Source organism: Pseudoalteromonas sp. MMG013 (assembly GCF_018100885.1).
Taxonomy (GTDB): domain Bacteria; phylum Pseudomonadota; class Gammaproteobacteria; order Enterobacterales; family Alteromonadaceae; genus Pseudoalteromonas; species Pseudoalteromonas aurantia.
Window position 1 is genome coordinate 107,592 of the sequence record NZ_JAGJEE010000007.1, and the last position, 18,792, is coordinate 126,383.

At 41.1% G+C, this 18,792-nt stretch carries 20 protein-coding genes; 4 read left to right on the forward strand and 16 right to left on the reverse strand.

What is annotated here, in order from left to right; all coding sequences use genetic code 11:
• Positions 1-92: 92 nt before the first annotated feature.
• Positions 93-1,664 (forward strand): cation:proton antiporter family protein, encoded by a 1,572-nt coding sequence (locus J8L98_RS09485; RefSeq protein WP_192506882.1) that lies wholly within the window; start codon positions 93-95, stop codon positions 1,662-1,664.
• Positions 1,665-1,952: 288 nt separating this feature from the next.
• The gene (locus J8L98_RS09490) at positions 1,953-2,237 is read left to right on the forward strand and encodes a hypothetical protein (RefSeq protein WP_192506881.1); all 285 of its coding nucleotides are present in this window, start codon (positions 1,953-1,955) and stop codon (positions 2,235-2,237) included.
• Positions 2,238-2,324: 87 nt separating this feature from the next.
• Here the strand turns inward: J8L98_RS09490 and J8L98_RS09495 are convergent, their stop codons facing one another.
• The 10 genes from J8L98_RS09495 to ccmA are packed head-to-tail and all read right to left on the reverse strand — an operon-like array spanning position 2,325 to position 10,051.
• Positions 2,325-3,059, reverse strand: a complete 735-nt coding sequence (locus J8L98_RS09495; RefSeq protein ID WP_192506880.1) for a VacJ family lipoprotein — start codon at positions 3,057-3,059, stop codon at positions 2,325-2,327.
• Positions 3,060-4,322 (reverse strand): c-type cytochrome biogenesis protein CcmI, encoded by a 1,263-nt coding sequence (ccmI, locus tag J8L98_RS09500; RefSeq protein ID WP_210996299.1) that lies wholly within the window; start codon positions 4,320-4,322, stop codon positions 3,060-3,062.
• 8 nt (positions 4,323-4,330) lie between these two features.
• Positions 4,331-4,792, reverse strand: coding sequence for a cytochrome c-type biogenesis protein (locus J8L98_RS09505; RefSeq protein ID WP_192506879.1), 462 nt, complete (start codon positions 4,790-4,792; stop codon positions 4,331-4,333).
• A complete protein-coding gene (locus J8L98_RS09510; RefSeq protein WP_210996212.1) occupies positions 4,789-5,361 on the reverse strand; it encodes a redoxin family protein in 573 nt (190 codons plus the stop codon). Before J8L98_RS09510 ends, J8L98_RS09505 begins: the two co-directional genes overlap by 4 nt.
• Positions 5,358-7,322: a heme lyase CcmF/NrfE family subunit gene (locus J8L98_RS09515; protein WP_210996213.1), complete on the reverse strand. Its 1,965-nt coding sequence runs from the start codon at positions 7,320-7,322 to the stop codon at positions 5,358-5,360. The genes J8L98_RS09510 and J8L98_RS09515 overlap by 4 nt, the downstream gene beginning before the upstream one ends.
• A 1-nt stretch (position 7,323) precedes the next feature.
• Positions 7,324-7,803 carry a cytochrome c maturation protein CcmE gene (gene ccmE, locus J8L98_RS09520; protein WP_192506876.1) on the reverse strand — a complete coding sequence of 160 codons (480 nt, stop codon included), beginning with the start codon at positions 7,801-7,803 and terminating at the stop codon, positions 7,324-7,326.
• Positions 7,800-8,003 (reverse strand): heme exporter protein CcmD, encoded by a 204-nt coding sequence (gene ccmD, locus J8L98_RS09525; RefSeq protein ID WP_192506875.1) that lies wholly within the window; start codon positions 8,001-8,003, stop codon positions 7,800-7,802. The genes ccmE and ccmD overlap by 4 nt, the downstream gene beginning before the upstream one ends.
• Positions 8,004-8,005: 2 nt before the next feature.
• Positions 8,006-8,743, reverse strand: coding sequence for a heme ABC transporter permease (locus J8L98_RS09530; RefSeq protein WP_192506874.1), 738 nt, complete (start codon positions 8,741-8,743; stop codon positions 8,006-8,008).
• 1 nt (position 8,744) lies between these two features.
• Positions 8,745-9,431, reverse strand: coding sequence for a heme exporter protein CcmB (ccmB, locus tag J8L98_RS09535; protein WP_192506873.1), 687 nt, complete (start codon positions 9,429-9,431; stop codon positions 8,745-8,747).
• Positions 9,431-10,051, reverse strand: a complete 621-nt coding sequence (gene ccmA, locus J8L98_RS09540; RefSeq protein WP_192506872.1) for a cytochrome c biogenesis heme-transporting ATPase CcmA — start codon at positions 10,049-10,051, stop codon at positions 9,431-9,433. Before ccmA ends, ccmB begins: the two co-directional genes overlap by 1 nt.
• A gap of 103 nt (positions 10,052-10,154) precedes the next feature.
• On the opposite strand from ccmA, the gene J8L98_RS09545 reads away from it, so the two are divergent.
• A complete protein-coding gene (locus J8L98_RS09545) occupies positions 10,155-12,467 on the forward strand; it encodes a hypothetical protein (RefSeq protein WP_210996214.1) in 2,313 nt (770 codons plus the stop codon).
• An 11-nt stretch (positions 12,468-12,478) separates the two neighbouring features.
• Positions 12,479-12,775, forward strand: coding sequence for an EscU/YscU/HrcU family type III secretion system export apparatus switch protein (locus J8L98_RS09550; RefSeq protein ID WP_210996215.1), 297 nt, complete (start codon positions 12,479-12,481; stop codon positions 12,773-12,775).
• Positions 12,776-12,778: 3 nt separating this feature from the next.
• On the opposite strand, the gene J8L98_RS09555 is transcribed toward J8L98_RS09550, so the two are convergent.
• The 6 genes from J8L98_RS09555 to J8L98_RS09580 form a co-directional block, all read right to left on the reverse strand.
• Positions 12,779-13,207, reverse strand: coding sequence for a DUF2802 domain-containing protein (locus J8L98_RS09555; protein ID WP_348771900.1), 429 nt, complete (start codon positions 13,205-13,207; stop codon positions 12,779-12,781).
• Complete coding sequence (locus J8L98_RS09560) at positions 13,208-13,705, reverse strand: chemotaxis protein CheW (protein WP_192506869.1); 498 nt, start codon at positions 13,703-13,705, stop codon at positions 13,208-13,210.
• A gap of 24 nt (positions 13,706-13,729) precedes the next feature.
• The gene (locus J8L98_RS09565) at positions 13,730-14,521 is read right to left on the reverse strand and encodes a chemotaxis protein CheW (protein ID WP_210996216.1); all 792 of its coding nucleotides are present in this window, start codon (positions 14,519-14,521) and stop codon (positions 13,730-13,732) included.
• Between the two features lie 8 nt (positions 14,522-14,529).
• The gene (locus J8L98_RS09570) at positions 14,530-15,300 is read right to left on the reverse strand and encodes a ParA family protein (RefSeq protein WP_210996217.1); all 771 of its coding nucleotides are present in this window, start codon (positions 15,298-15,300) and stop codon (positions 14,530-14,532) included.
• A 79-nt stretch (positions 15,301-15,379) separates the two neighbouring features.
• The gene (locus J8L98_RS09575) at positions 15,380-16,522 is read right to left on the reverse strand and encodes a chemotaxis response regulator protein-glutamate methylesterase (RefSeq protein WP_192506866.1); all 1,143 of its coding nucleotides are present in this window, start codon (positions 16,520-16,522) and stop codon (positions 15,380-15,382) included.
• A gap of 84 nt (positions 16,523-16,606) precedes the next feature.
• A complete protein-coding gene (locus J8L98_RS09580) occupies positions 16,607-18,784 on the reverse strand; it encodes a chemotaxis protein CheA (protein WP_210996218.1) in 2,178 nt (725 codons plus the stop codon).
• Between the last annotated feature and the right edge of the window lie 8 nt (positions 18,785-18,792).

Sequence of the window (18,792 nt, forward strand, 5' to 3'; positions counted from 1 at the left end):
AATTACGTTCTCCCTAGTTTTAAAAAAATTAATTTATAAATCAGTGAGTTTTGATACACTTTAATTACTCATTATCGACTGTTGGTTACCAAATGGAATTACTGTTTTTCGCCATAGCGTTTGTTTGTGGTTTTGCTGTATATCAGTTGAAATTGCCGCCACTTATTGGCTTTTTAATGGCTGGTTTCGTGCTCAATTTACTTGGCTACCATACTACAGCGTTATTAACCTCCCTTGCTGATTTAGGCGTAACATTATTATTATTTTCGATAGGCCTGAAACTTAAGCTCTCAAACTTAATCAAACCACAAGTATGGGCCCCAGCAACATTACATATCGTCGTTTGTACTGCATTTTTCACTAGCCTTTTACTTTTATTAGCCTATGCATCACTGCCGCTCTTTACAGAATTATCGTTGACAAGTGCTATGCTGGTCGGCTTCGCATTCAGCTTTTCAAGTACTGTTTTTGCTGTCAAAGTATTAGAAGAGCGTGGAGAAATGGCAACACTTCACGGCAAGATTTCTATCGGTATTCTCGTTATGCAAGATATTTTTGCTGTGGCCTTTTTGGCTATAAGTACCGGTAAAGTACCCAACATGTGGGCTTTGGTATTACTTGTCAGTCTATTCGTATTCAAACCTATTATGTTTTGGGTCTTAAATCGCTCTAAGCATGGTGAATTACTGCCCCTGTTTGGCTTTTTCTTTGCCCTCATCATTGGATATCATGCATTTGAATTTGCTGGTCTTAAGGGTGACCTAGGAGCGCTTATTATCGGCATGATGTTTGCTCCACATAAGAAAGCAGGTGAACTATCCAAATCATTACTTAATTTAAAAGATATCATGCTTGTTGGGTTCTTTTTAAACATCGGATTAAATGCGAACATATCAGCCTATGCGCTGTTCATAGCCTTGCTACTTGTCATTGTTTTACCTTTAAAGGTTGGGTTGTACTACGCTTTTACTAATCTCTTTAGATTACGCGCAAGAACGTCTCTACTCAGTGCATTTACACTCTCTAATTACAGCGAATTTGGCTTAATTGTTTGTGCTGTCGCGGCGTCTAGCGGTGCAATTACCTCTGATTGGTTAGCCGTTGTCGCTATTGCGGTCTCACTCACATTTGTTCTCGCATCGCCGCTAAACAAAAGAGCAAATGAAATATATGTCAAACTCGAGCCTTTATTACTCAAGTTCGAAAGCGCCACACGCTTAGAAGAAGAGCTTCCGGTGAATTTAACCAATACACAAATCGTCATTTTTGGCATGGGCAGAATAGGAACGGGTGCATATGAAACCATCGAAACCTCCAACTCAGGTGTTATCGCTGGGATAGATATAAAACCTGAAGTCGTTGAACGACATGTTAAGCGTGGCCGAAGAGTATTGCTCGCCGATGCAACAGACCCTGACTTTTGGCAACGAGTTAATCATTCTAATGTCGAAATGGTGATGCTTGCTATGCCTAAACATATGCAAAATATATATGCACTAGAGCAGCTCAATGCATCTGGCTTCAGCGGACAAGTAACTGCAATAGCAAACTACCCAGATCAGCAAAAAGAACTCGAAGATATGGGCGTAGATTACACCTATAACTTCTATTTAGAAGCCGGTAGTGGTTTCGCAGAACACGTAAAGCAAAAATTGTTTTCTTAAATTCATTTAGTTTTCTCAGTACTATAAAAGGTACTGAGAACTATTTTTATTTTCGCATCAATATCTTACTTCTAGACGTCTAGATTATCGATACAAATTCTCCCCGATTATCCCCCCCTGCGATTTACAAAACTTTACATCTAAGTTAGTAATCTCAGCATAAAACAGAGTACACTGGCTTTATTCGATAATACGTAAGTATCTATTTTTAACACAAAAATTATTTAATTCTTGGAGTATCTATGAATATCTCCCGCAGTGTTAAAGTATTCCTAAGAGGGTAAAAAAATGCTTAAAACCAAACCAGTAAATCAATTCTCTGCTGTTGTTGATGATATCAAAGCCGGCCCTTTTTCTGATTTGCAAAACCGTTTAGATGCGCTTCAAGACAACGGAATGACAGCGTTGACAATACGCAGTATTTTATTTCATAAAATGTTAGATCTACACTCAGTTCCCGCTGAACATTTCTTAAGGGAGCAAGCAACCCCACAGCGCCTTGACGATCCTGCTTTAATTGAGAAATTGAATGCGCTTGGGTTTTATCGGAAGCAGCGTTGCGTCATGCACTAGACAGAATTATGGGAGCCTACATACTCCCGTATAGGCTGGCAATGCCCGTCGCCAGCCTATTTTTTATTATCTAAAAAATGAAAACCATTAAAGGTTTTCTAAAAAGTCCTCATCAAAGTCAGTTGGTTCTTCATTAACAGGTGGGTTTCCATCATGCAGCTCGTATAATTGACGTTGAAAGTATATGTCTTTCATAAATACATATGGGTCTAAAGACTCCTTTAGTAAACTCTCTTGCGCCATAAGCGACGCTCTCGCCTCCACTGCGCGTAACGCAAAAATTAGGAGAGTTTGCGGTGTAGTTAATGCAATTTCAGGTAAAACGACTTTATCGACCACATCACCAACGACATTTCGTACCGTTGAAGGCCCCATTGCAGGTAACATCACGTACGCACCATCACCAACTCCCCAAACCCCTAACGTTTGACCAAAGTCCTCATCTTTATGCTCTAATCCAAAGTTACTGGCAACATCAAATATACCTAGCACGCCAACTGTTGAATTAATTAAAAACCTCGCAACATTAACCCCCATATCACCGGGCTTACCTTGTAAACCCGCATTGACTGCATCGATAGGCGCTGCAATATTAGTCGTAAAATTAACAAGGCCCGCTCTTACAGGTGTGGGTGTTACTGCTAAATACCCTTGCGCTGCTGGGCGAAGAATATATGTGTCTAGTACATCCATGTTAAAGTCATAAATTGGACGGTTTATAGACTGCAATGGATCTCGTTCGTCTTTCTTCTCTTCAGGAACGCTCGTACAGCCTGAAAGAATCGTTAGTGCGATCAGTGCACTATAAATAGGTTTAAACATTTAGCTTCCTGTACTCGTAATTACACGACTAATCTCTACGGTATGTTTTTGATTGCCTTCTGTAAGCCTTATGACTGGGGATTCTCCCTCAAGTTCATCAGGGCTTATCATAACGGAACCATCTACGGACACACGTGCCGTAATGATCACATTTTCAAAACTCGAAAGTTTTAATTCTGGCATCATTGCCATACTATCATCTAGAGTGACAGTTAAAGGCAAGTTAAAATCTGTAAGTTTTTCTACCGCAAGCGGCATTTTTGGCCCATCAGCAGCCTTTACAAACACAAATAAAGTTGCATTATTTGGCAATGAAGAACGTAACTCTTCCGCCAACGTGACTGTCACCGAAAGTATAGGAGTCCCTAACATTGGCTGCGGTTCAATCTCGATCAGTCGCGCTGTGATCTCTTCAATACGTTGAGAAATCATGCTATACCGTGGGTCTGACTCGTTTATTGTAGAGAGCAACACTTCAAATGCACTTTTCGCTTCATGCCAGTCCTGACGTTCATAAGCTATCAATGCGAGTAATGAAATTGCATCAATATTTTTCGGATCCGACTGTAGCACTTGAGATAACATTTGAGCAGCACGGTTCATTCCTGTCTCGGAGCCTTCCACTAGCAATACTTGGCTATAATTGACCAAAATATTATTATTTTTTGGGTTCATGCTCAGTGCTTTTTCAAACGCTTGTTTTGCCATTTCATAGTCGTTAAGTGACATTGCAACACGGCCAAGTAGCATCCACGCAACAGCATCATCACCACTATTGGCTAACTTGGTACGAAGCCCTAATGCAAAAGCTTGCAATTCATTCTGAGTAAGAGGCTCACCTTGTTGCATGACGGCTCTCTCTCCGTACTCAGGCAGTTTTTCAATCGCATGATACCAGTTCTCTATTTGCGTCTGACTACCTGTAAAGCTATAAAAAACACTGCTAACAGCTAATGTAAATGCCACCCCAGTCAGGGCGAAAATTCGATTATTACCTCGGCTATTGAGTTGTTTCTCTGGAGACAACTCATGATAGAGCCTTTGTTTCAATTCAAGCACAGATTCATCATGAATAAATTGCTCTATTCGTTGACTAGTTAAGTCTTGTTTTAATTCATCAAGACGTTGATGGTAAATCACTATCCGCTCAGCGTTCGCATCATGGTCTAACGTTAGTACATTCTCTTTTCGTAAAAAAGGCACTGCAACAAATAACAGCGCTAACACAGTGAGTAGCGCAAACATACCCCACATTTGCATCATTTCATTCATTATTGCTGCTCCTTACGCTGATACTGAGCAATCAATTTAGTCAACTTAGCTTCATCATTTGCATCCCACACTTGCTTCCTAGACGCCTTTTTTTGCCGAAATACGATAAAACCAAAACCAACTACCACTATAAAAATGGGCAATACCCACAAAATAATTGTCGCAGGCGTGACCGGTGGCTGATAATGTACAAAGTAGCCATAACGATCGATCATATAATCAATCACTTCTTCCTTTGTTTTCCCTTCATGGACCAAAGTGACGACTTTATCTCGCAAATCTTTCGCTACAATTGCATCAGAATCAGCAATATTCTGGTTCTGACATTTCGGACAACGAAGTTCATGAGTCAACTCCTTAAAGGTTGCCGCACGCTCTTGTGATGAAAATTCATACTTATCTTCTACCGTATGTCCTGCGAAGCTCATTAGCATCGTCAATATCATCAATACATATTTCATTGTGACAGCTCCTGAATAGCTGGTGCAAACTTCGCTCTCCACACTCGAGGGTTGATATCACCTGTATGATGTAGCAATATCTTCCCTTCTTTATTAACTAAAAATGTCTCTGGTGCGCCAGATACACCTAAATCTAGTGCTAATGTTCGTTCTAAATCTAAAATATTAAATTGATACGGATCTCCCGCTCTGTCTAACATTGACTTCACTTCTACTCTAAGCGCATTCATATCAAACTGGTCGCCAAAATCTGGGTCATAAGCTTGTTCATAATATAAACCAATAATACGAACACCTTGACTTCGAAGCTGCGCTAAGTAGCCTAACTCAGCAATACACGTTGGGCACCAAGTGCCCCACACATTCAGTAAATACACTTCACCGAGTAAGTCAGTATTTTGCCACTGTTTTTCATCGTCCATTAAATCAGGCAACGTAAAGCTCGGCATTACCTGCCCTATACGGCCTGTTTGCAACTCACGAGGATTACCAAATAACCCTTGGTACAAAAACACACATAAAAACATGAATATCAAAAATGGTATGATTGCTATCAATTTCTTATTCATATTTTAGCCTCTGCCGTCTCAGTGTATTTAGGTCGTCTACGATAACGTTTATCTGCCACAACCAAGAAACCAGCTATAGAGATCAATAATCCGCCTAACCACATCCAACGTACATATGGCTTGTGATAAATCCGCAATGACCAGTTGCCATTACTTAATTGCTCACCCAGAGCTAGGTATAAATCGCGGAAAAAGCCATCATCGATTGCCGCCTCAGTCATAAATTGCATACCGACATCATACAAACGCTTTTCTGCATACAATTCAGTCACTATACTCCCTTCTTTTAGCACATTGACGACGCCTGCATGGCCACTGTAATTAGGGCCTCGAATCTCCTTCACGCCTTCAAACCGGTATGTGTATTCATTAAGGACCGCGGTATCACCAGCCTTCATACTCACTGAGCGCTCCACTGAATACGCAGATGTTAGTGCTACACCTGCAACCACAAACGCGATCCCTACATGACCTAAGATCATTGCCCAATAGCTCATGCTTTGTCGCTTAAAACCATTCAGGATATGTTTTTCTACCGTCACTTTCTCAAAAATATCTAACAGAGCACCCAATACAATCCAAACCCCTAGTGCCGTTGCCACAAAGGTAAGTATTGAGACGGTATCGTAACTACTATATAACCAAGAAGCTGTTAACAGTAATGCTGCCGCGACTAAACCTAGCGCTTTCTTCGCCAGTGGTGTCAATTTATTCTGCTTCCATCTTAATAAAGGTGCAATTCCAAGTAATAGTGCAAAAGGCACAATTAGCACTGAAAACATTTGATTGAAAAATGGCACACCAATAGAAATAGAACCAAGCCCCAGTTCTTTATGGATCATGGGCAACAATGTCCCCAACAACACAATTAGCGTCGCAACCACCAAAAATATATTATTGGCCCATAGTGAGACTTCCCTAGATAATAGTTTGTACCGCCCTTCACTTTTTACTTCAGACACTCGCATAGCATATAAAGCTAAGCTGCCGCCGACAACCACGAGTAAAAAAGTCAAAATAAACAGTCCTCTATCTGGATCTGTTGCAAACGCATGAACGGATACAATAATGCCAGAACGAACTATAAAGGTGCCAAGTAAACATAAACTAAACGCTGTAATGGCCAACAACACAGTCCAAGACTTGAAGATCCCGCGCTTTTCTGTGCTCGCTAAAGAGTGCAGTAATGCTGTTGCGACTAACCATGGCATCAGCGATGCGTTTTCCACCGGATCCCAAAACCACCAGCCCCCCCAGCCAAGCTCTGAGTAAGCCCACCAGCTACCGATAGTGATGCCTAACGTCAAAAATCCCCATGCAACCATCGTCCAAGGTCGTGACCATTTAGCCCAAGTGTTATCCAACTTACCTGTTAATAGTGCCGCTATCGCAAACGCAAAAGACACAGATAAACCAACATATCCCATATAGAGTAAAGGTGGATGAATAATCATTCCAGGATCTTGTAGTAATGGGTTTAAGTCACGTCCCTCTACCGGAAAGTAGGGCAGTAAGCGCTCAAACGGACTCGACATCCAGAGGGTATACAGCATAAAACCTACACCAAGAAAGCCCAGTACCCCCAAGACCCTCGCTCTAAGCACCCAAGGAAGTGACTTAGACATCAGTGCCACAAGCGCCGTCCAACTTGACTGCATCACTAACCACAGTAAGATTGCGCCTTCATGGCCTCCCCATGTCGAAGTGACTTTATAGTACCAAGGCAAGCTTGTACTTGAATGGTGTGCAACGTACGCAACTGTGAAATCATCTATCAATGTTACATAAATCAAAATAGCAAACGACACTAACACAAACAAACACTGGCCAACAGCCAATGATGGTGCAGCTCGCATCAGCCTTAAATTTCCAGTATAAGCCCCCCACATCGGAAATATGCACAACAACAGACTCAATGCCATCGCTAGCACAAGCGAAAAATAGCCAATCTCTGGGATCATATTAATTCTCGCTATTTAAATTGTAGGTGGGTTTAACGTGCTTAATTCCTTTAACCGCCTCCGCCACCTCTGGGGGCATATATTCCTCGTCATGTTTTGCCAGTACTTCAAATGCTTCAATAACATCTGGCTCAATTAACGTACCTTGCGCAACTATTCCCTGACCTTCTCTAAATAAGTCGGGCAAAATACCACGGTATTTAATGGTCACAAGAGGACCTTTATCAGCGAGTTTAAACGTCACATCCAAACTTGTTTCATCTCGTACTACGGAGCCTGGAACAACCATACCGCCAATTCGTAATTTTTGACCAACAAATGGTTTTTCTTTGTTTTCGCCTTTACCATCAATTAACTCACTTGGCGTATAAAATAAGTTTATATTTTCTTGCAGCGCATATAAGGTTAAGCCTATCGCGGAGCCGACACCAAACACAATCGCCAGTACTGCAAGCATGCGCTTTTTACGTCTAGGATTCATACTGCTTGCTCCTGCTGAGCTTTTTTAATTCGAGCTTCTCTTTCAATCTGCAACCTAACTTGCTGCTTAAGCCGCTTCCCATCAAATAAAGAACTTATCAAAACTGATGATAATACCAATGCACAACTACCAAACGACAACCAGACATAAAAACCATATCCACCCATCGAAATAAAATCACTAAATGACTCAAACTGCATACTTAACCTCGACTTACTAAATCTCGTACCCACGGGCGATGCTTTTCACATTGTAAGATCTCATTCTTCAAACGAATTAGCGTAATTACGCCAACAAAGCCTGCAAATGCCGCAATATTTATTAATAGCGGCCACAACATTGAAGCATCAATAGCAGATGTATCAAACTTAGTAATTGTTGCACCTTGATGTAACGTATTCCACCATTCAACTGAAAAGTGGATTATCGGTAAATTAATAACACCAACAATTGCTAAAATACAAGCCGCCCGTCCAGCTGACTTTTTATCCTCAAAGGCGTGATATAGAGACAGCACCCCAAAATATAAAAATAATAATATTAATTCAGATGTAAGCCGTGCATCCCATACCCACCAAGCTCCCCACATTGGCTTGCCCCAAGCGGCTCCTGTAATTAATGCAATTGCCGTCATTGCCGCCCCTACTGGAGCTATGGCAATAACCGCCAATTCTGCATTCCTTATTTGCCAAACCAGCGCTATGATGGCCGCAATGGCCATTGATGAATATGCTCCCATGGACAAAATAGCAGAAGGTACATGAATGAAGATAATACGATAACTGTCTTTTTGCTGATAATCGGCTGGAGCATAAGCGAGCCCCCAAACCCAACCAACAACTAAACACACGACGGTAATAACTGTAAAATAAGGCAGTAGCGTATTACATAATTGATATGCACGCTCTGCTTTTGCATAGGGATGTAACCATTTCCACATGTTAACTTACACTCACTTTTAAAGCTGACGATATTGCTAAAGGGGCCATAACAGCAGCTACTGCTAACATAGCCCCGAGGATCGCGAGTTGTCCACCATAAGCCAATGACATGCTACTTGTATCAATGGCGGACGTCGCAAAAATTAGTACTGGTATATACAAAGGTAACACCAAAAGGCTCATTAAGATCCCGCCTTTTTGTAACCCAACAGTCAATGCCGCGCCGATAGCACCAATAAAACTCAAAAGTGGTGTCCCGATCAGTAATGTTAATAACATCGCGCTGAGTAATTGACTGTCTAAATTCATGAGTAATGCAAAAACAGGTGCCATCAATACCATTGGTAACCCAGTCGTTGTCCAATGGGCCAGTACTTTTGCTAACACTGATAATGGTAACGGGTATGCTGAAGCAATTAATTGTTCTAAGGAACCATCATTAAAATCATCTCGAAAGACTTTATCTAGCCCAAGCATGGTAGAAAGTAAAGCTGCGACCCAAATTATGCCTGGAGCCATTCTTGCTAACAGCGCAGGTTCCGGACCTATCGCCAGCGGGAATAATGTAATAACAATTAAAAAAAACAGCAATGGATTAACAATTTCTGCACGTTGACGAAATGCTAACGTAAGGTCTTTTTTATAGACTGCATAAAATAACTGCCAATATGAATGAGATATTTTCATTAATGACGATACTCCAAAACAAGCGTTTTTAAATCGTCAAAATGTGTGGTTAAATCCTGATGGGTTGTCAATAATATCGACCCACCTAGGCTTAATTGCTGAGCGAATTGTTGTTGCAGTAATATCACGCCTTTTTTATCCAAGGCAGTGAAAGGCTCATCTAGTATCCATAGTTTAGCGTTATTCATCCATAGCCTCGCAAGCGCGACTCGTCGTTGCTGTCCTGCCGATAGTGTCCGTACAGGCACGTCCTCAAGGCCAACCAGACCAAGTTTGGCTAACACCTCATAAATATTGGTTGGACGTTCATAGCCATGTACATCAAGCCAATGACAGACATTTTCATAGGCTGTCAATTGCCCATTTACGCCCGTTTTATGACCTATGAATAACAATTGAGTAGCGAACTCATCATAATGGTCAGTAATTGATTGGCCGTTAAAAATTACATTACCTTCATCCGCATTTGCAAACCCTGCAACAATGCGCAATAAAGATGTTTTACCCGCACCATTTGGGCCCTCAACTTGCATGATTTTACCTGATTCTAAAGCAAAGCTTAAAGATTCGAACAAACAACGCTCTTGTTTGACACAAGTGACCGACTTTATCTCTAGCAAATTGGTGATTCTCGCTACTCAAAATTGGGCGTTAGTCTACCATAATGGTATGGTAATACGAATAATCCAACACCAACGATTACTGAAAATTTGATTTAAAATAATGAATAAACAACCAATTCACATTCAAACTTCGAGTACATCTGACACTCGCACAGTTTTAAGCGATGCTAGTACAAATAGCGTTCAGCATTCTCCACCAAAAACCTTTATCGCTAAGAATGTGGTGATTAAGTCTGATAGCCTGCAAATGGATGTAGAATTAAACGGCCGGTGGCAACCAATGCGACTGGCTATTAAAAATGGGAGCGCGGCGCCTTCACGAATTGAATTAGCACATGTTACTGTCGCAAACAATGGGCAAACATTAACACTTAACACACCAGAACAAAGCATTCAGGTTAAAGCTGCAAATGAACTGATGGCGCTCGTTAACCTGCTCAAAGGACTTCACCCTTCAACGAGCCTTCAACAAAACGTCAGCGTCATCCACACCCCAAACCCACAGCTTCAATTCAAAAAACTTGGTATTAACTTAGCAATTAATCCTGCTTTGTCAGAAATACTCAAAAACGAGTCTAAGCTTGTAGCTAATATTCAAGCTGCACCACAAAAAGTTACTTTTACTTTACTCAATCAGTTTAAAGACCCGTTATTAACAGGTGCTATTAGCAAGCAAAAGTTCACAGAGCTGTTAGCATCAAATAAAGTCACGCCTTTTATACTGGTGGATAAGCAGGATATTCAGGTGAAATTTTCGCAATCTCAGCAATCATTCACACTGACTAATACCAAAGTGGAAACAAGTAATATTACGAGCACCGCTAAATGGCAACAAGCATCGATTACAAAGCATAGTCAAGGTATTAACATCGCAGCAATCCCTCAAAAACACGCTCTGACATTAGCGCAACCTATTAAAAGTCAATTCTCTGACATTCAACCTTTACCAAACAACAGCTCAATATCAAACACCCACAAACCAATGTCTGATAATACGCTTGGCTACAATAAACCGCTTGTACATATCACCTTCCAAGACATCAAAGATGCGGTTAAAAACGCACTAAACAACTTGATTGCTAAACCGTTTGAATCCCTTAACCAAAAGAATCAAACTACAACGACAATGAACACCGACTCTACTATTGCAAAAAATAGTCAGCATCACCAAAAGCTACCAACGACACTCGATACAACCTTAGTATTACGTTCAGCAAGCCGAACTGAACAAGCCCCTATTGTGCATTTACTTTCAAGGTTAAGCACGGTAATACAATCGCTATCAATGCAAAGCCCTTTGATGGCTACCGAAAAGCTATCAAGCCTAGTTTTGTCTACAAACAATGCATATGACTCACGCACTGATTGGAGTGCACTCAAGCACAGCATAGTAAAACCCACGGCCGCACCGTTGTTAAACTTTCCAAATGAGTTGCCGCCTTCACGTATGCACTATGAACAGCTTTCCTACACGCCTAAGTTGCCTATCGAACGCGCATTACTTAAAACAATACTTGGTCTAGAAAAACAGCCATCACCTGCATATAAAGACTTACCAACAACCCAAATCCTCACCCAAAAAATAGACGCAATTAGTCATTTTAAAAGTAGCGACTCTGTTGATCTAACTAGGCTAGTACACAATGCTTTCAACCGAATGATCGATGAAAAGAATATATCTGCACCTAAAATACTTCATGAGTTACAACCGCATTTTACGCAGTTTTCAAGAGCTCCTATCAGGGAAACACACGGCCAAAGTAGTAATAACTATACCCAGGCATTAGACAAACTACTGGTAACACTCCTTGCCGCCCCCAAAGCCACACAAGGATTTAGTGAAGATATACAGCTTGAAAGACTGCATTCTTTGCTTAAAACACTCACCCCGGAATTTAAAGGGGTGCAATCAAAACAGTTATTACAAAATTTGCCGCAACTAAACTCTCAATTATTAGATGATTTAATAAAAATAAATAACGCACACCAAACAAATCTAGTACCCAGTCCAAATGCCACAAAATTTGATTCTGACGCCCAGTTACTATTGAGTTTATTTATGCCGATGAAACTCCCTCCAGAATGTCAACAAACCGAGCTACAAATTGGCCAATATAAGAAAAAGGCCAAAGAGAATATGCCAGAAAAAACGGTTTGGTTCATTCGCTTAAATTTTGACTACGCACAACAAGGTAAAATCAGTGCACATGCGGAACTTATGGATAAGGCATTAGAATGTGAGTTGTTAGGTACCACGGCACAAGTTTGTAACTTAGCTGCACCCCATATAGATGGTCTGCGAAGAAAACTTTCAGCACACGGGTTACAAGTAAGTGAGATAGTTTTAAATGAAAACGCAGAGCAAGTAGATGCTTTTTTTGACAGTCATGCTATTGTCAATATACAAGTATAGGGGAATTTAAAATGGGGCAAAAAACAGCGATAGGCTTACTTTATGAAGCCGGCCAATCTCCACATGTCGCGTGTAAAGGCTTTGGTGAACTGGCTGACGAAATAATTACGCTCGCAAAAGATAAAGGAATAATGCTTCATCAAGATGCGAGTCTTGCCAGTACATTAAGCCAACTCGATTTAAATCAAGAGATCCCCAGAGAGCTCTATTATGTTATCGCAGAGCTTATCGCATTTTCTTATGTACTAAGAGGCCAATTCCCGCCTGGGTGGAAAGGCTTTAATAGCAAACTAGATATTAAAGCCTAATTATTATGATTTATTATGCAACGACATAAGAAGCTCAGCTTCGGCACGTGGCAATTCACATTCACGCATAACTTCTTCAATATCAGCGCCTAGCTCAACCATTTTTACGGCTCGAGAGTAAATTCTTGCATCTGGATCATCATACTTTTGTGCCGCCTGTTGCTGCGCCAAATCTTTAGCATAATTCTCACAAGCAATAAGACGTTGGCCTATACTCAGCAAACCAGAACGAACTTCCGCAATTTCACTGCGCAAAATTGCGGTTTGATTTTCAGTATCTTGTATATGAGCGTGTAACTTATTATGTTTGATATGGCTCTGCTGTGCTTTTTTCAATAATACAAAAACAAACCCCAAGCACACCAATGAAAGTACGCCCGAGGCTATTGCAACAAACAGTAAAACCAAATTGTTATTTACTACATCCACTATTTATATATGACTCAGTTCATCCCACTCATCATCATTGAGCAGCTTATTAAGGTCAACTAAGATCAGCAGCTCTCCTTCTCTATTCGATACACCTTGAATGAACTTAGCACTCTCTTCAGTACCTATATTGGGCGCGCTATCAATTTCAGAGCTTCGCAAGTATACAACCTCTGCAACACTGTCTACCAAAATCCCAATTACTTGTTTTTCGGCTTCAATAATTACAATACGAGAGTTATCTGTTACCTCTGCACTCATTAATCCAAAGCGAGCGCGAGTATCAATAACCGTAACAACATTACCACGAAGATTAATAATACCTAATACATAGCTTGGTGCACCTGGCACTGGTGCTATCTCTGTGTAACGCAATACCTCTTGTACTTGCATTACATTAATACCATACGTTTCGTCTTCGAGTTTATAAGTTACCCATTGAAGAACTTCATCGTTACTATCAGCATTCTTGTCTGCAGAAAGTAGTCTATCTTGGCTCATGGTTTTACTCCATAAAGATCTTAGTTACTGCTCTCGACTATCGAGGCCTTGCTCAAGCAAGCGGTTTAAATTATCGACATCAATTAAGGCACACATTTTCTTTTTTATAACACCTGCCAACCAAGGTCGTTTGCTGTCACTCGTGCGCCACTTTACATCATCTGGTTGTAACGTAATATTATTAACTAGGCTCTCAGCCAATAAGCCCCATGGGCTATCGCCCAGAGTTATCAAATACTGATAATCTAAACGCTCCTCAAGTTCTGGTGTAAACTTTTCCGGCATAACCCACCGAGCTGTATCTACAACATTTAGCTTTTCTTCGCGGTTTAACATCACTCCTTTAAACCATTTAGGTTTTCCGAAAAGTTGATTTATTTCACCTAATTGGTGAATTCCGCCTAAAGATTTCAACGGTACAGCGAGTGTTAATCCAGCAACTTCAAAAAATAGTGCTTGAAACTCGTCTTCTCCATAAGCATCTCGAGCACTCACGGCGTGATTTACTGTGTCAGCTGCTTCTTTGATAATAGTATTATTTTCTGGTATCTCAAGATTTTTTGCTTGTAGCTCAACGATTTCTTGAGGTTCAACCTGTATTTCAACTGACCTTACCTTTTCAACTTCTGCCGCTGTCTGTGTTGCAACTTTCGTTGAGGTCGGTTCAATTTCAGTAACAACTTCATCTACACTTTGTACTTGCTCTAATAATTTAGCTACAGGTGCAAGTTCTTCTTCTTGAAGAGGTTCTTCCGTTAGTAAAGCCCCTAAATATTGCTTCATGACTTTTTCATTAGCAAATAAATGCTTACTCATTTATACCTCTATTTTGCCTGATGCAGATACTCTAGCAACGCTTGATATGCAAACACACCTCTGGATTTAGGACAGTACTCCACTGGTACTTGCTGCGCCAAACTAGCATCGCGAAACTTAGTATCTACGGGGATAACCCCTGGCCATACATATTCTTTGTAATTGGCTAATAGTGATTTATAAGCTTCTAATGATGCTTTAGTCCTTTTATCATACATTGTAGGCACAATAGTATATTGATAATCTTTGGATTGCGAACTTTGCATCAATTCCATGGTACGCATCATACGATCTAAGCCTTTTAATGCTAAAAACTCTGTTTGTACTGGGATAAGTATACGCTCACTTGCGGCAAGGGCATTAACCATTAAAACACCCAATACAGGGGGGCAATCTAAAATAGCATAATCATAATGCTCGCTAATTTTTGCCAGCGTTTTTTTTAACACCAAGCCCATCCCCGTGCGATTGCCCATACTTCTATCTAATGTCGCGATTGCCATTGTTGCGGGCAAAATATCCAGATTATCAATTGTAGAAGGGCACAACGCTTGCAAAATTTCCTCACTTTGCATCGCTGAGCCTCGCGCAAAAATATCATAAACGCTCACCTCTAACTCTTCTGAGTCGATCCCAAAATAATAAGTCAGTGACGCGTGCGGATCTGTGTCTATTAATAATACACGCTTTCCTTGCAATGCGAGTATACCGCCTAAGCTCACTGCGGTAGTAGTTTTCCCTACCCCACCTTTTTGATTTGCGACTGTCCAGATCTTCACAATATATGTCTATTCCTAAACGCGATGCCTATTCACAATAAATTAATTGCCCATTACGTACGCTGTTTCTCGCACATTATTAGCACCCTACCTCTTTTGCAACTCTCATCGCAACATCTTGGAGTGCTAAACTCTCAGTTGATAAACCAGCATTAGTAACAGCTTGAGGCATACCGTAAACAACACACGTTTTTTCATCTTGTGCCCAAATAGTAGAGCCTGCTTGTTTTAACATTCTTGCCCCATCCCGACCATCGGCCCCCATACCTGTTAAAACTACGGCCAATACATCCCCTTGGTATGCCTTAGCAGCACTTGCAAAAGTAATGTCTACACTCGGTTTATAAGTAATCCTAGGACTCTCATCTTCAAACACTTTCAATGTTTTAGAACCGCCTCTGGCTTCCACCATCATCTGCTGTCCACCAGGTGCTAAATAAGCGACACCAGGAACGAGTCTATCGCCATTTTTAGCTTCTTGTACTTTTATCTTGCAAAGGCTATCAAGACGCCCAGCAAAAGCTGGAGTAAACGCTGCAGGCATATGTTGAATGAGCAAAATTGGATGTGGGAAATTAGCAGGGAGTTGAGTTAAAATAGTTTGTAAAGCAACAGGTCCTCCTGTTGAAGTACCAATAGCAACTAGCTGGTAGCGTTTTCCAGATGCTTTTACACTTGTCGAAGTCGTCGTTGGCGAAGAGCTTCGACTAAAGCTCCTATCTGGTTGTGCAATTACTGGTTTAGCTGATGTCGTAGGCTTCGAATTTAATCGACTACTAACCTCAGTCGCAGGCGCTCTTGTTGTTGGTGCCACACGATGAACCCGCCTACGGCCAATCTCTTTAACTTTTGACTGTAAAGATTTAATCGCCTCTTCGCTATTGCGTGCTATGTCTTCAAACTTTTTCGGTAAAAAATCTAAAGCACCTGCATCCAAAGCGTCTAGCGTCGCACTAGCACCTTCTCTTGTTAAAGATGAAAACATCAATATTGGTGTCGGGTTCGCTTTCATAATCGCTTTAACTGCGGTTATCCCATCCATTACTGGCATTTCTACATCCATTGTGATGACGTCGGGTCGAAGCTTTGCAGCTTTTTCTACTGCTTCTTGTCCATTAACAGCAAAATCAATAACCTTGATATCACTGTCTTTTTCTAATATTTCACTGACACGACGACGGAAAAAGCTCGAATCGTCTACTACTAATACTTTAACTGCCATTGGCACGCTCATTTTTCTATGCGGATCTGAAAAGTGGCGCACTAGCACCACTTCAATCAATTTAACTGTAATCTACAAACTGGGTTACTGACCAGCGTAATGTTTCAGCATATTTGGTACATCTAAGATCAACGCTATACCACCATCAGAGGTTATTGTAGCTCCAGCCATACCTGGAGTACCTTGCAGCAATTGGTCGAGAGGCTTAATTACCACCTCTTCTTGACCAATCAAAGAGTCAACAACAAATCCAACTTGCTGCGTACCTATTTGCACTATAACGACGTGACCTTCCGCTTTTCTGGTCGTTGTATCAGCGCCTTTTACTAACCAATGCTCCAAATAAAATAGTGGAATAGCTTTTTGCCTCACGATAATAGTTAGTTGTCCATCCACAATATTCGTTTTTGTTAAGTCTAAATGGAAAATCTCACTAACACCAGCAAGAGGTAATGCAAAAGTTTGCTCACCTACAACAACCATTAAGGTTGGGAGTATCGCTAGCGTCAGTGGTACTTTGATTTCTAAAATAGTGCCAACACGAAGCTCCGACTGAATATTCACGGAACCATTGAGCTGAGTAATTTTAGTTTTTACAACATCCATTCCAACGCCACGGCCAGAGATATCAGATATTTCTTCTTTCGTTGAAAACCCTGGTGCAAAAATTAAATTATACGCTTCGGTATCAGATAAACGGCTAGCCTGATCAGAATCAATAACCCCTTTCCCAATCGCTATTTTCTTAAGTTTTTCAGGATCCATACCTGCACCATCATCTCTGATGGTTAACAATATATGATCCCCTTCTTGGGAGGCTGATAACGTAACCGTACCCGTTCTTGGCTTGTTTGCTGCTTCACGAACATCCGGCATTTCAATACCATGATCGACTGAGTTTCGCACTAAGTGAACGAGTGGGTCAGCTAACGCTTCAACCAAGTTTTTATCTAAGTCAGTCTCTTCACCTTCCAAAATTAAATTAATATCTTTTTTCAGGCTTCGAGCTAAATCCCTAACAACGCGAGGAAAACGACCAAACACTTTTTTAATTGGCTGCATCCGAGTTTTCATTACCGCGCCTTGTAAATCAGCAGTAACAACATCTAAGTTAGAAATAGCTTTACCCATAGTTTCACTATTTGTATTGTTAGCTAAACTCACTAACCTATTTCTAACCAAAACTAATTCACCAACCATATTCATGATTTGATCTAAACGTTTTGTATCTACTCGTACAGTTGTTTCTGCTTGCGCAGCAGCTGGTTTTTTAGCCACTGGCGCTTTCGCTGGCGCAGCCTTAGCTTCAGGTTTAACAACTGGTTTCGGTGCTGGTTTTGGTTTTGGCGCTGCTTTTGGTACTGGTGTTGGTGCAGCCGCTTTAGGAGGCTCAGGCATTTGTGCAGATTCACTCGGTTTAGCTGGTGCTTCTGACTCTGTTGAACGTGGAGCCCCCCCCTTGCCATGAAGTTCATCTAATAACGCTTCAAAATCATCATCATTGATTTCATCGTCAGCGTTATCACCTCCGACAGCCGCACTTGGCTGTGACGAATTTCCTGTAGTTGATGATTCCGCCTCTATATTACCAAAACTACCAACGCCATGTAATTCATCTAGTAGACTATCAAATTCATCATCACTTATATCACCATCACTGCTGCTCGCAGCTGGCGCTGGAGTAGGAGCAGGCCCTTGCCCTGATCCATGAAGTTCATCCAATAAATTTTCAAATTCATCTTCTGATATCTCATCAATACCACCATCATTTTCTGTAGCAGGCGCTAAGTCCGCCTCAAATAACACATCATCGACGGGTGGAGTACTAACCGGCTCGGGCTCGGTTGCAACAATTGGCGCTTCATCTTCTGATTCTGGTCGACTTAATTGATGTAACGTCTCTAATAATTGAGGGTCTGCAGGCTCTGGTTTTTCACGATTTTGAATATGCCCAAACATCTCATTAATGGTATCTAATGACTGTAGAATCACATCCATCAATTCGGAGCTAACGCCTCTTTGCCCTTGCCTTAATACATCAAACACATTTTCAGCACCATGACATGCATCAACGAGTTCGGTCATACTTAAGAAGCCGGCTCCGCCTTTGACAGTATGGAAACCTCGGAATATGGCGTTCAATAACTCCTTATCTTCAGGATTGTTCTCCAGTTCTACCAGTTGTTCTGATAATAGCTCTAGAATTTCTCCTGCTTCAACAAGAAAGTCTTGTAAGATATCTTCATCGACTTCAAAGCTCATGTACCTAC

Bases quoted from the DNA above. Each gene is read 5' to 3' on its own strand.
- ccmI (WP_210996299.1), bottom strand. From the start codon at position 4,322: ATGATGCAAATGTGGGGTATGTTTGCGCTACTCACTGTGTTAGCGCTG.
- J8L98_RS09530 (WP_192506874.1), bottom strand. From the start codon at position 8,743: ATGTGGAAATGGTTACATCCCTATGCAAAAGCAGAGCGTGCATATCAA.
- J8L98_RS09485 (WP_192506882.1), top strand. From the start codon at position 93: ATGGAATTACTGTTTTTCGCCATAGCGTTTGTTTGTGGTTTTGCTGTA.
- J8L98_RS09580 (WP_210996218.1), bottom strand. From the start codon at position 18,784: ATGAGCTTTGAAGTCGATGAAGATATCTTACAAGACTTTCTTGTTGAA.
- J8L98_RS09575 (WP_192506866.1), bottom strand. From the start codon at position 16,522: ATGGCAGTTAAAGTATTAGTAGTAGACGATTCGAGCTTTTTCCGTCGT.
- J8L98_RS09510 (WP_210996212.1), bottom strand. From the start codon at position 5,361: ATGAATAAGAAATTGATAGCAATCATACCATTTTTGATATTCATGTTT.
- J8L98_RS09495 (WP_192506880.1), bottom strand. From the start codon at position 3,059: ATGTTTAAACCTATTTATAGTGCACTGATCGCACTAACGATTCTTTCA.
- J8L98_RS09515 (WP_210996213.1), bottom strand. From the start codon at position 7,322: ATGATCCCAGAGATTGGCTATTTTTCGCTTGTGCTAGCGATGGCATTG.
- J8L98_RS09545 (WP_210996214.1), top strand. From the start codon at position 10,155: ATGAATAAACAACCAATTCACATTCAAACTTCGAGTACATCTGACACT.
- J8L98_RS09565 (WP_210996216.1), bottom strand. From the start codon at position 14,521: ATGAGTAAGCATTTATTTGCTAATGAAAAAGTCATGAAGCAATATTTA.
- J8L98_RS09505 (WP_192506879.1), bottom strand. From the start codon at position 4,792: ATGAAATATGTATTGATGATATTGACGATGCTAATGAGCTTCGCAGGA.
- J8L98_RS09490 (WP_192506881.1), top strand. From the start codon at position 1,953: ATGCTTAAAACCAAACCAGTAAATCAATTCTCTGCTGTTGTTGATGAT.
- J8L98_RS09560 (WP_192506869.1), bottom strand. From the start codon at position 13,705: ATGAGCCAAGATAGACTACTTTCTGCAGACAAGAATGCTGATAGTAAC.
- ccmB (WP_192506873.1), bottom strand. From the start codon at position 9,431: ATGAAAATATCTCATTCATATTGGCAGTTATTTTATGCAGTCTATAAA.
- ccmE (WP_192506876.1), bottom strand. From the start codon at position 7,803: ATGAATCCTAGACGTAAAAAGCGCATGCTTGCAGTACTGGCGATTGTG.
- J8L98_RS09550 (WP_210996215.1), top strand. From the start codon at position 12,479: ATGGGGCAAAAAACAGCGATAGGCTTACTTTATGAAGCCGGCCAATCT.
- ccmD (WP_192506875.1), bottom strand. From the start codon at position 8,003: ATGCAGTTTGAGTCATTTAGTGATTTTATTTCGATGGGTGGATATGGT.